General features: G+C 37.5%; 9 protein-coding genes and 1 pseudogene. 1 reads left to right on the forward strand and 9 read right to left on the reverse strand.

The genetic code is table 11. The features are described from left to right. Positions 1-149, reverse strand: a pseudogene (locus tag HXN26_RS03170) (IS982 family transposase); the annotation flags it as partial. 936 nt (positions 150-1,085) lie between these two features. Next, entirely contained in the window at positions 1,086-2,285 is a 1,200-nt protein-coding gene (locus HXN26_RS03175; RefSeq protein WP_273158636.1) for an MFS transporter, read from the reverse strand. A gap of 157 nt (positions 2,286-2,442) precedes the next feature. Here HXN26_RS03175 and HXN26_RS03180 point away from each other — a divergent pair, with 157 nt between their 5' ends. Then, the gene (locus HXN26_RS03180; RefSeq protein WP_273158638.1) at positions 2,443-3,378 is read left to right on the forward strand and encodes an AraC family transcriptional regulator; all 936 of its coding nucleotides are present in this window, start codon (positions 2,443-2,445) and stop codon (positions 3,376-3,378) included. Positions 3,379-3,394: 16 nt separating this feature from the next. Here the strand turns inward: HXN26_RS03180 and HXN26_RS03185 are convergent, their stop codons facing one another. From HXN26_RS03185 to leuS, 7 genes are all read right to left on the reverse strand, one after another. Beyond that, the gene (locus tag HXN26_RS03185; RefSeq protein ID WP_273158705.1) at positions 3,395-3,733 is read right to left on the reverse strand and encodes a transposase; all 339 of its coding nucleotides are present in this window, start codon (positions 3,731-3,733) and stop codon (positions 3,395-3,397) included. A gap of 192 nt (positions 3,734-3,925) precedes the next feature. Beyond that, on the reverse strand, positions 3,926-4,918 hold the full coding sequence (locus HXN26_RS03190) for an acyltransferase family protein (RefSeq protein ID WP_273158640.1): 993 nt from the start codon (positions 4,916-4,918) through the stop codon (positions 3,926-3,928). Continuing rightward, positions 4,894-6,927 (reverse strand): type IX secretion system anionic LPS delivery protein PorZ, encoded by a 2,034-nt coding sequence (porZ, locus tag HXN26_RS03195; RefSeq protein WP_273158642.1) that lies wholly within the window; start codon positions 6,925-6,927, stop codon positions 4,894-4,896. The genes HXN26_RS03190 and porZ overlap by 25 nt, the downstream gene beginning before the upstream one ends. Further along, entirely contained in the window at positions 6,924-7,814 is an 891-nt protein-coding gene (locus HXN26_RS03200) for a glycosyltransferase family 2 protein (RefSeq protein ID WP_273158643.1), read from the reverse strand. The genes porZ and HXN26_RS03200 overlap by 4 nt, the downstream gene beginning before the upstream one ends. After that, entirely contained in the window at positions 7,814-8,392 is a 579-nt protein-coding gene (locus HXN26_RS03205) for a non-canonical purine NTP diphosphatase (RefSeq protein ID WP_273158646.1), read from the reverse strand. Before HXN26_RS03205 ends, HXN26_RS03200 begins: the two co-directional genes overlap by 1 nt. 1 nt (position 8,393) lies before the next feature. Then, positions 8,394-9,377 carry a YitT family protein gene (locus tag HXN26_RS03210; RefSeq protein WP_273158648.1) on the reverse strand — a complete coding sequence of 328 codons (984 nt, stop codon included), beginning with the start codon at positions 9,375-9,377 and terminating at the stop codon, positions 8,394-8,396. 66 nt (positions 9,378-9,443) lie between these two features. After that, entirely contained in the window at positions 9,444-12,299 is a 2,856-nt protein-coding gene (leuS, locus tag HXN26_RS03215) for a leucine--tRNA ligase (RefSeq protein ID WP_273158650.1), read from the reverse strand. Positions 12,300-12,965 lie beyond the last annotated feature (666 nt).

The raw sequence follows: 12,965 nt of genomic DNA on the forward strand, positions 1-12,965 counted from the left end.
CGATAACCAGAATCGTGGAAAAGGATTATTATCAGCATAACTTCTGCCTTTGACATTGTAGAATTTCGATGATATTTCCTTTTTCCTGTAGGTTTTAGTGTATATTTTGCTGTCATTGCATCAAAAAACTTGCAGAAGTCGTCTGCCATATAAAATATTTCAGTAACTCCTCCATAGGTGATTATTACGGTTTTTATTTATAACTATTTGTATATTAGCTCCTTAATGCTACAACGATTTTCACTAATCACCAAATCCATAGACACTTATAATTCGTCGAACTCACGGTAACATGAAAGCAAAAACAAGAGAGACTGCAATCTATAAGAGGCTTTACGCGGATACCATCAGTAGTGAGAACATTAATCTTAATATAAAGATTTACACGCTCATAACAGCTGTTTTTTAGGGAATCTCTGCGCTTTCTCTCCTTGCATTAGAGCAGAACGGAGGGAGGGAAGAACTGTTCAGATGTAAAGATTATTCCCATCTGCTTTTTAATCTACGATCTTTTGATGTGTAAAAGGGCATATTTTGCAATGCAAAAGGACACCTTTTACAAGCCCGTTTGTAACCTATTGATATCTTGAAGGTTACAAAGGAGATAAAGAAGGGATATGGTAGGGAAAGTGAAAGATAGCGAAGTGAGAAGTGTAAGGATTTTTGTTTCTGTTCGTTCCGTTGTGTTTTTCAAAGTAAGGTCAGTGTGCTTTGTCATCAGGGTAGCGGCTTTACCGATTCAAAAGGTGGGTGAACAGACTGAGAAACGGACGTGAAGAAGACGAAAAAAACGGCGGGATTGGCAATAAAAAATGTGCCTTTCAGTCGGTGATTTTTTAACGTTCCAACGACAGTTTACAAAGAATTAATTGTGTTTCAGCAACAGAACCATGACCAATAATATGGACCATTATGGATATACTGTAAGCTGAGAGTCTACTTAATAGATTCAGCTCGCACGCTCTATGTCCTCCTTTAAAAAGGACAAAGAGCTTCACGAGCTGTAGAAGGAGAAGTTTTCAATTCAACTTATATCACTTCTCAAATAGATTACCGATATCCTTATGCTATAGAAGAAGAAGTTTTTATCTCAACTTATAGCCCTTGAATGCATAGAAAAGGATATAAGAGAAGCTGACAAAACAGATCCCATACGCATATTGAATGTTGCTAACATCCTTAATAAGTCCGAACAACACAGTGATAACAGCACCACCGATAAGTCCCATTGTCATTAGTGATGAGCCTTCCTTGGTATATTTACCCAAGTCCATAAGAGCCAAAGGCCAGAATGCTGGCCACATCAATGAGCAGCCTAATGCCATAATACCTACAGCATAAATACTATAAACACCCGGGAGTAACAATACAAGTAGCGTTCCAAACAGTGCAACGAAGGAACAGATCTGTAAGGCTTTCGTCTGTGAAAGATACTTAGGAATAAGAATAATACCTACGATATATCCTATACTGATGCTGATTGGGGTAATCCATGAGTACGTATGAGGATGAGGAAGACCTAATTCACTTGCATAATCTATAAGTGTACCCAAGACGATGGTCTCTGAACCAACATAAAAGAATATGGCAATTGCTCCAAGAACAAGATGTGGGAACTGGAAGACAGAATGCTTACTGTTTGCGTAGTCGGATACTGCTGAATCTGCATCAGCGTCATCTTCTCCAGCAGCTTTCACCTCTGGCAATGGTGATATAAGTGCTACGACACCTAAGATTACAAATAAGCAGATTATAACCAAGAACGGTTTGTCAAGATCTTCCAAGCCAACACCTCCACTATTACTTGCAAAAAGAGCAATAAACAAAGGTGATACAGGCCATGCTAACTTGTTTATCATGCCCATAATAGAGATTCTTTTTGCTGCACTTTCCGTTGGTCCAAGGATTGTTACATAAGGATTTATAGCAGATTGTAGGAACGTATTAGCTGTTCCACAAAGGAAAGATGCCAATAAAAAGATAATGAAACTCCTTTCAGCTGCAGAGAGAATAAAAACTCCGAAGGCTATAGCAAACATGGCAAAAGCTGCAGCCATCGTACGCTTATACCCAATTTTACTTATCAATAAGCCTGCTGGATAACCAAAGATAAGGAATGGTAAGAACGTAGCACCTATAAGCATATATGCTTCTGTGGACGAAACGCTTAGCGAAACCTTCAATACTGGTACTAATAAGGAATTGATTCCCAATGCAAAGCCACAAGTAAAGAACATGAAAGCAAGGAAAAGCATTGGTGTAATGAAGTTGTTTTTTTCTTTCATAGAGAATCTTTTTTGAATTAAAAATTAATTGTTATGTTTTAAAAATCCGCTTTTTTTGACTATAGTTATCTTTAAAATGCAAAGTTACTACTTTTTTTAATAATAACATACACTATCTTTGCGTTATTATAGACTATATTTACATTTGCAGAAAAAGATGGTAATACTTGATAGAAAGATAGTACATAATGTGCAAACCATGTGCAGTCACATTACATACACTGAGTTTAATCTACCATTTCATAGACATTCCGAATATGAACTCATCCTGTTTACCAGCGGAAGTGGGACTGAATTTGTTGGAGAGGGGGTTGCTGACTACAAAAAGGGCGACGTTGCACTTATCGGAAGTAATATTCCCCATCTGCATTTATGCAAAAGTAGAATGGGAAATAGCCAAGAAACAGAAGCTATGGAACATAGTACAAGTGAAACAATACAGTTCAGTCCAGGCATATTTCCACCCGATATTCTTAACCTACCAGACTATGAACATATTGCTGATTTGCTATCGAAAAGCCAGTATGGCATACGTTTCTATGATGAAGGATTATATGAGGACCTCCTCTCAAGGTTATCTTTGTTCGATTCACAGTCCTATACAAGGCGTCTGATTGCTTTGTATGAGATTCTCGAAAGATTATATAACTGTTCACAAACAAAGCTATTATCACCAATAGCATTCAGCCATTACAAAGCTCCTAATACCGATACTGCCATTGACAAGGTATTCACCTATTTATATAATAACTTCCAGAAGAAGATTGTTCTGGCGGAACTTGCTGACTTTGTTAGTCAGAATCCGACGTCACTTTGCCGATATTTTAAGAAATGTACCAACAAGAGTATATTCCAAGTACTTGCCAATATACGCATTGAATATGCTTGTAAATTACTAACTCATTCGAACCTTACGGTCAATGAAGTGGCTTTTAACTCGGGATACAATACACCAACACTGTTTTACGAACAATTCTTAAGAGAGATACATCTAACCCCAAATGAATACAGACAACACATTAACGCTGAGAAAATCAGCAACCATATGAATATAACAATTGGTTCGCCGCAAGACTCAACACATAGTAAATAACGTGAGTTCGACGGATTCAGAACGATGTAAGGGGAGTGTAAATGATCCTTTGTACATTGATGCACGGCTTCTTTGGAAACAGGCAATAGGCAGCAATTGCCCCTAATAAGTTGACGATGAAATTGTCAAAGCATCTATGTCTGGAGTGTTCCACCTGCGAAATGTTCTTAAGTTCATCATTCACAGTCTCTATAATGGCTCTTTTTCTGAGTAAAAGTCTGTCTGAAACACTCATTAACGCTCCTTTCATGTTACTTTTCAATTTGGTAATAAGCTGTATTCCGTCAACGAAAAGCCTTTGAAAGAGGTTAATAGTTTTAAAACTATTATTGGTATATTTTGTTGTGCTTATTATGAGCTATACAGATACTGTTTCTTGGGGACTTTGGAAAAAAAATCCATTTCATCTTGGTATGCTCTTTATAGTGATATTTGATAGAATACAAAACAAAATGCTTTTCCCTGACGAAAATAAAAAATAATATAAACGCGCCAATAGAAATAGTTTTATTGGCGTGTTTGCTTTATTTTTATTTCTTTCCTGTACTCAATTATTTTTTCGAACAATAATTCCTAAGTAGCGATAAATTGCCCATGCAATGATAGAAGTAAAGGCATAGACAAGTAGGAAAGCGATAACAACACGATAGTATTGGCCTGAATAACCCATACCGATACGTTGTAATAAAGAAGAAACAATAAGTGGTATGCCTCCAGAAAAGAAATAATAAACAATGCTACGCTGCCCTGTCCATTCTAACCATGTAACGTTTCCTAACTGTTTAGCTAAACTAACAAGGAATAAAGTGCAAATAAAGGTATCGAAAATAAATATGCACCAATTGTTTACTTGTATGGGTTCGATAAGCAGACTTATGCCTTGCGTATGTTCATATACTTTTATAATTACTAAAAGTATAAATAAAAAGAAAGATGATGATAGGTTGTGGAAACGGTGGAAAACATTTTCCCATTTATGGTAAAAATAGCCAAAACAAAGGATAGGGAGTGCCATACAAGCATTTTCTATTTGCCAATAAATATTGGAATAACGTGTGGAAAGAAAATAACAAGCTACCGACCCTATAAGAGAAAGTATTAATAATCCCCAAGTTTTACCTTTGCATGCCCATAACACAGTGGAAAAAACAAATTCTGCTACAATAAGAGCCGCTATGAACCACGATGCTTGTCCTGTAATAACAGAAAGTAAGGTTTCTGAAATATCGAATCCGTGTGCAAAAGCTTTAGGAATAGCGATAAAGGTTGTAAAAACAACATAAGGCAATAATAGATATTGTGCAATGGCTTTAAGCTTATGTTGCAGCAAAAATGGTGTGTCTTTATAAAAAAGATAACCTGAGAGAAAGAAAAAAGCGACCAACACATTGGCTACATAATAATTGTAGCCGATAATGTTGTCGCCTGTATAATATATTTCAGTATGGTCGAGCAATATAGCCACCATACAAAAACCTCGCAATAGGTCTATCCAGTGTTTGCGTTTATTTTGTTTTAATTCACAACTGCTATCTTGCATACTGTTCCGTTATTACCTTCTTGGTCGGCTGTTTGCACCATGTAAACTCCCGATGCTACACGTTTTCCGTTTAAATCGTTGCCATCCCATGTAAATGTACCGCCATTACTTGTACCTTTTGCTACGAGTACGCCATTTGTGGTAACAATTTTTACATCAGAATTGTAAGCTAAACCAACAACTGTTATCAAACCTGTGTAACCTGGACGTACAGGATTAGGATAAGCATAAGTGTCTTCTCCGCCTGGATTATCAGATGGTTTTGTAGCATCACTCATATACGAGCATAATCCTTTTTCGGTTCCGATGAAAACTTCGCCTGTTTTGTCGTTGATGGCAATACTTTCTATATCGTTTGAAAGAAGTTTGCTGTTACTGCTTAGGAAGTGTTGTACCTGTTTCATGTTATCGGCACTGATAAGATAAACACCATTTCCATTTGTACCAAACCATTTTCTGCCGCCACCATCAATAGCTATGCTCGAAATATCTACACCAGCCAATAAATAATCAGCAAGATTTGTTCCGTCGTTACGTGGTATTTTTATTTGTTCGAAAATAGCATCTGAAGGATTTTGCATCTGGTCTACATTAAGACGAAGTGGTCCAACATTTGTTCCAACCCAAATATTTTGATAAGCATCTTCTACTACGCAACGCATTTGAATTACCATGATAGGCGCACCATCTTGGTTTTTGAAATTCTTGAAAACACTTAGCTTGTCGGTTTCGGGATTATAGCAAAATAAGCCTGGTGCTTCGTAGTGGTTGTTTACAAACCATATTAAACCGCGACTATCAAGAATTGGACGACGCATTACTTGCAGAGTTAATTTACCATTCATAAGTTCTGGTTTAGAATGGTCGGTCATAGTTCCGTCGGGCGATAACTTTAATAAAGAAGTTTCTCTGGTACCGCAATTCAATATCCATAAATTATTTTTTCTATCGAAAATCAATCCTTGAATAGGCACATAGTCGTTGCCCAAATCTTCATTAGTAATAGTATTAATAGTGGGGTGCAGAAGACTATTTTCTTTATTGAAATACTTCTTTAATTTGCCATCTAAAAATTCGTATAATCCTGCTCGTCCTCCTACAAATACGTGTTCAGGATTCTTCGGGTCTACTGCTAAACAGTTCATATCGTGATAGTAATAACCCGTTATTTTGTCTAATTCGTCTTGGAAGATACTCCATTCGTCTTTTTTCAATATCTGAATGGTTCCAGGTTGGTTTAGTCCTATTGCTCCTGGTTCGAATGCTCCACCTGTTGAATAAAGACGATCGTTAAGATATTGCATGAAGAAAAAACGATTGTATTTAGGACCACCTGGTTGTAAAGCTTTTACTTTCTCCAATAATTCAGGTGCAATAGTTTTGTTTTGTGCTACATAGTTACTTACCCATTGCCAATTGTTTTTATCCAATAGATTATCGGAAAGCAATGCTCGGAAGATTCCTTGTTCGCTGCTTGCAGCATAAATATAGTTTCCTTCTATAAATGTATAGTTTACATTGAAACCAAGATTGTAAGTATCGCTTATTTCGGCCTTGCCTACATTTACTTTTAATATGCCAAATCCTGTTGAGATATAGCAATACGCCCCATTTGTATAAAGACTATTTATCTTTTTATTGGCTGTCATTGCTTTTCTGTAATAATCGGAAAGGCTTATAATTTCGCCTTTTGAGGTAAGAAGATCAATATTTTGGTCCGAATAAGCAATTACCAATCGCTGGGCTACATTGTTCCATGCAATAAATTCAATGTGAGTATCATTCAGTCCATTTATCTTGTCGAATGTCTGAATACTATTGTCCTTTTCGTTATAAGTGTAAAGGTCATTAGATGCAAGTACATAAAGCAGATTGCCTCCTTTCTCAATCCATTGCACATTACTATATGCCATATAGTTTTTCCATGTACCTGTACCACTGCTAAAACTATAGAGTGGAAACATAAGAAGCAAGCAAATAATTGCAAGTATATTTGTTCTTTTCATCATTTTCTGATCGAATTATAGTGTAAGAAATAAATAAGCTTATAGATATTAAACAAGAAAACGCTTGGATTATTGCCTTTAAGGTTGTGTTTTAACGGTTTATGTAGAAGTTTATAAAGCCACACCCCTACCCAACTGATGTGCATTTTACGCAGTTTTTCAGCCATTTCTAATAGGTTAGAATAGCCTTTCAGTTCAGTTTGGAAAATAGAAAGGGTGCGCAATGCCTCTTCTGTTTTGCGTAGAAACACTGCGTTAAGTTCAAAATCGTCGAATAAAACAGGATTGTCGATATGGTTGATTTGGGCATTTAATGCTTTGAAGCGTTTTCCAAGCAGTACATCTTCAAAGCCATATTGCTTTATATCTTCATTATAAGGTGTTGTTCCTACCAATTTTCTGTGAGCCATGAAATTGGTACTGAGGTGCTGATAAGGTGTTTTTCTTCTATTTTTAGCACTGATTGCTTCTTTTGAAGCATGTTCATAACGGTATCTAAGGTTGTTGTTCCATCTGTTTTCGTCTTCAACAATACTAATACCACCCACCACAACATCGCCTTCGGCTTTTAGATAATTGTGTATGAACCGTGTATTGTTAAGGGAAAGGTCGCCATCAATAAATAAAATCCATTCTTTTGACGACTGAGAAACAAGATAATTGCGGATAGCCGACCTACCAATATTTTGTTCTCGTTCTATATATTGAACGCCTTCAAGTTGCGAAATAACTCTGTTTTTTATTATAAACCTTTTATCAGGCGATGCATCGTCGGCAACAATAATTTCGAAATCTGCCCCTTCTGCTACACACTGTCGTTGCAATTCACTGATAAGTGCAGTGCAATCACAGTTATAAGTGGGCAGCAGAATGGACAAACTTTTATTCATTATATTTGCTTTAGATATTCGGCAAGCTTACGAACGGCACGAGCTCGGTGCGAAATTTGGTTCTTAATATCTTCTCCAAGTTCCGCAAAACTCTTGTCATAGCCTTCAGGAATAAAGATAGGGTCGTAACCAAAACCTTCTGTTCCCGATTTTTCTGTAGCAATATGACCTTCTACTCTACCTTCAAATTGATGTTCTTTACCATCAATAATTAAAGATATTACTGTTCGGAAGTGAGCTTTTCTATTTGTTGTATCGCCTAATTTACAAAGCAATTTGCGCATATTTGCTTCGCTATCGTGATCGGTATGTTCATCGTATCGTGCTGAACGTACACCAGGTTCACCACCAAGTGCATCTACTTCGAGGCCCGTATCATCGGCAAAGCAATTCAAACGATAGTTATCGTAGATGTAATGCGATTTTATACTTGCATTTCCTTCCAACGTATCGGCTGTTTCTGGTATGTCCACATCACAGCCAATATCTTTTAACGATACAATATCAAAGTCGTTTCCAAGAATGTCTTTAATCTCGGAAAGCTTGTGTTTATTATTTGTAGCAAATACTATTTTCATTTTATTGTTCGTTGTTTGTTTCCGATTGATTGTTCGGATAGACTTGAGACAGCACCTTTTCAGCATTCTTAGTGCTTACTTTTATTTTGTCGAAGCCTTCTCCATAGACACCAATTACTGAACTTTGGCTGACAAAAGCCAATGGGTCGATAATCTTGACAATGCGGAATATAGACTGACTTTCGTTGCGTTTTGCCATTAAGCAAATTACTTTTACGTCCTTTCCAGTGTACCAACCATGTCCATCAAGTATTGTTATGCCTCGGTCGCGTTCTTGCATGATAGCGTCAGCAATTTCTTCATACTTCTTTGAAAATATGAGAAACTGCACAGATTGGCGTCTTAAGTTCATTACGTGGTCAAGTATGAAGCACTCAATAAACATGGTACATAAACCGAAAACGACTTTATGCAGACGTTTAAGATAGCTTCCAAACTGTGGGAAAAGCATACAACTGCCTATAATACATATATCGACAGCCATTAGAACTTGGCCTAATGAAATGTTTTTATATTTGTTTATACAGGCTGCCACAATATCTGTACCGCCCATACTGCCACCATTGAGGAAGATTACAGCCATTCCTGTACCTGTAATACAACATCCCACAATGAGAGACATAAACTTTTGGTCTTCACCTAATATCTTTATAAAATTTCCGCTCGCATCTAAAGGCATTAGTTCTTGTGCAAACTTTAGCATGAAATACAAGGCCACAATAGCATAAATAGTCTTCATCAAGAACTTTATGCCCAAGATTTTCAATGCAACGCCTAACAATGCGAGGTTGACAATCATATAAGTGTTCTCCAGTTTAAACTGTGTTGCATAGTAAATAATAGCCGATAAACCTGTTACGCCACCTGTTACAATCTCGTAAGGCATTAAAAATACTGTGAATGCCGATGCATATAGAAGCAGACCTATTGTTATTAAGACATAGTCTTTTATCTCGCTTCTGATTAATTGTTGATTTATTGTCATATCCTGATAATTATTAGGCACATTCGTGATTGTTCTTTCAGTTCACGAATGTGCCCTATTTAAAATTTATTTATAAACGATGTTTACAATCTTCTTTGGTACAACTATCACTTTTACGATAGTTTTTCCTTCTGTGTATTTCAAACTTCTCTCATCGTTTACAGCTGCTTTTTCAATATCTTCCTTGCTTGCATCAGTAGGGAAAGTCATCTGAAAGCGTGCTTTTCCATTGAAAGAAATGGTGAGTTGAACCTCGTCTTCAGTCAGATTAGCTTCGTCCCAAGTTGGCCATTGTGCATCGCAAACACTATTCTTCTCACCAATCGCCTCCCAAAGTTCTTCAGCAATGTGTGGAGCAAATGGAGCTATTAAGATAAGTAAACTGCGTAATAAGCCACGATTGTTGCACTTTTGCTGTCCCAACTCGTTTACACAAATCATGAAAGCAGAGATCGCAGTATTGTAAGAGAACTGTTCTATATCGCCAGAAACCTTCTTTATAAGCTTATGAACACTCTTCAGCGACTCTTTTGAAGGTTCGTTGTCGTTTAATTCCTGTTGATATAGCTTCCAGAACTTCTTCAAAAAGCGGAAACAACCATCAATACCATTGGTGTCCCAAGGTTTACTTGCTTCGACAGGACCAAGGAACATTTCGTATAAACGCAAGGTATCGGCACCATATTGCGCTACAATGTCGTCGGGATTGACAACATTGAACATCGACTTCGACATCTTTTCCACTGCCCAACCGCAGATATACTTACCATCTTCAAGTATGAATTCGGCGTTTTCGTATTCTGGACGCCATGATTTGAAAGCTTCAATATCGAGTACATCGGCATGAACAATGTTCACATCTACGTGGATTGGTGTTGTTTCGTATTCACCTTTCAATCCATGACTTACGAATACGGGAGCTTTAGAGTGGTCGTCTGAATTGATACGATATACAAAGTTAGAACGTCCTTGTATCATTCCTTGGTTCACCAACTTTTCGTATGGTTCTTCTTTGCAGCTATAACCATAGTCGTGAAGGAACTTATTCCAGAAACGACTATATATCAAGTGTCCAGTTGCATGTTCTGTTCCACCCACATATAGGTCTACATTCTGCCAGTATTCATCTACTTCCTTACCCACCAAAGCTTTGTTATTATGTGGATCCATATAACGAAGATAATAGGCAGAGCTACCTGCGAAGCCTGGCATTGTATTCAATTCCAATGGGAAGATAGTTTTATTGTCTATCAATTCCTTGTCTACAATCTTCTTATTCTGTTCGTCCCAAGCCCAAGCTTTTGCTCTTCCCAATGGTGGTTCACCTGTTTCGGTTGGTTCAAATTTGTCGATTGAAGGCAATTCGAGCGGTAAGCATTCCGCTGGAACCATATAAGGCATACCATCTTTATAATAAACTGGGAAGGGTTCGCCCCAATAACGCTGACGTGAGAAGATGGCATCGCGCAGGCGATAGTTCACCTTCACCTTGCCTAATCCTTGTTCTGTAACATACTTTTTTGTTGCTGCAATAGCTTCTTTCACCGTAAGTCCGTTCAAAGAAAAACCTCCTTCAACAGATTTTACTGGGCTATTAATAACAATACCTTCCTTTGCGTCGAAGCTTTCTTCCGAAACATCAGCACCTTCAATAAGTGGTCTGATTGGCAAATTGAAGTGTTTAGCAAATGCATAGTCGCGACTATCGTGTGCAGGTACAGCCATGATTGCACCTGTGCCATAGCCCGAAAGCACATATTCTGATATATAAATAGGAAGACGTTCACCTGTGAATGGGTTTATGCCGTACGAACCCGTGAAGACACCAGTAACTTTTCGGTCGGTCATACGATCGCGTTCTGTACGTTTCTTTACGTATGCCAAATATTCTTCTACTTCTGTTTTCTGCTCTTCGGTTGTAAGTTCTGGAACCAATTCGCTTTCTGGTGCAAGTACCATAAAGGTTACACCAAACATGGTATCGGCACGTGTTGTAAAGATAGTAATGTCGTGTTCTATTTCTTTATTCTCATCTTTGCTGGGTGTAAGGCTTTTAAATACAACCTCTGTTCCCTCTGAACGGCCTATCCAATTGCGCTGTGTTTCTTTCATAGACTCTGTCCAGTTTACCTTTTCCAAGCCTTCCAGCAAGCGTTGAGCGTAAGCTGATACGCGCAGACACCATTGTTTCATTTTCTTTTGAACGACAGGATAGCCTCCACGTTCGCTAACTCCATCAACAACTTCGTCGTTTGCCAATACCGTTCCCAAGCCAGGGCACCAGTTTACCATTGTTTCGCCAAGATAAGCAATGCGGTAGTTCATCAGTATTTCTTGCTGTTCTTTCTCGCTCATGCTTGTCCAATTTCGGGCAGAGAATATTTTTTCTTCACCTTGCGCTACGTTGAGATTGAGTGTTCCCTCTTCTTCAAAATGGAGAATGAGGTCGGAAATAGGTTTTGCCTTACCATCGTTGTTATCATAATACGATTCAAACATACGTTGGAATGCCCACTGTGTCCAATGATAGTATTCAGGATCGCAGGTGCGCACCTCACGATCCCAGTCGAAACAAAAGCCTATTTTATCTAATTGTTCACGATATCGTGCAATATTTTTATCAGTTGTAATGGCTGGATGTTGTCCTGTTTGAATGGCATACTGCTCGGCAGGCAATCCGTAAGCATCGTATCCCATTGGGTTTAGCACGTTGAAACCCTGCAAACGCTTATAGCGAGCATAAATATCGCTGGCTATATAGCCGAGAGGGTGTCCCACGTGTAGACCAGCTCCCGATGGATATGGGAACATGTTAAGCACGTAGAACTTTTGTTTGTTCTTATCTTCAACAACCTTATAGGTTTTGTTTTCAACCCATTTCTTCTGCCATTTCTTCTCAATGTCGGTGAAGTTGTATTCCATTCTTATGTTTGTTTTATTTTGATTACGTCGTTTGTGAACCATAATTTTGGTAAGGCGAAAACGCTTCTCCCTACCCTACAATTAGTTCAAGTAAATAACAATGTGTTACTATCCAATTTGCAAAATTACTAATTTTCATAGGGATAACAAGTCTTTTACCTAATTAATTTAGTGAAAAGCAGAAAAGAAGGGGCGGTTACATATAATTGTTTGGCAGAAATATGATAGGAAATAATTTTCCTTTTTTGTTGGACGAGAACGTTGTTATTGGAGATTTGGGAGTGAATTAACATGTCTCTGGCAATAAACGATAATGGTTATATCTATAATTTATAGTCTTTCTAAAGTCCCTATTAATCTTTAAGCTGATAGGTGGAAAATGGTTTTGTTTTTGTAAATATAATCTCCTTAAAAAATAGTAGTTTCGGTTTTGTATTATAAAAGTGCCTGTTTTGCCTTGCAATATAGGCACTTTTGCCTTGCAAAACAAGCCATTTTATAACGTAAAACAATGGGTTTTATAAAGCGTTGGTAAAGAGATTGTTATGCGAAATATATGCTTTAGAAAATATTTTACATGCTTTTATTCTATGTAAATTAAAGGTTATGAGAAGGAATTGATACTTCTTTATTTTACAATAGAGTATGATTATTTAGGTTTAATTA

The sequence above is a fragment of the Prevotella aurantiaca genome, assembly GCF_015262605.1.
GTDB lineage: Bacteria > Bacteroidota > Bacteroidia > Bacteroidales > Bacteroidaceae > Prevotella > Prevotella aurantiaca.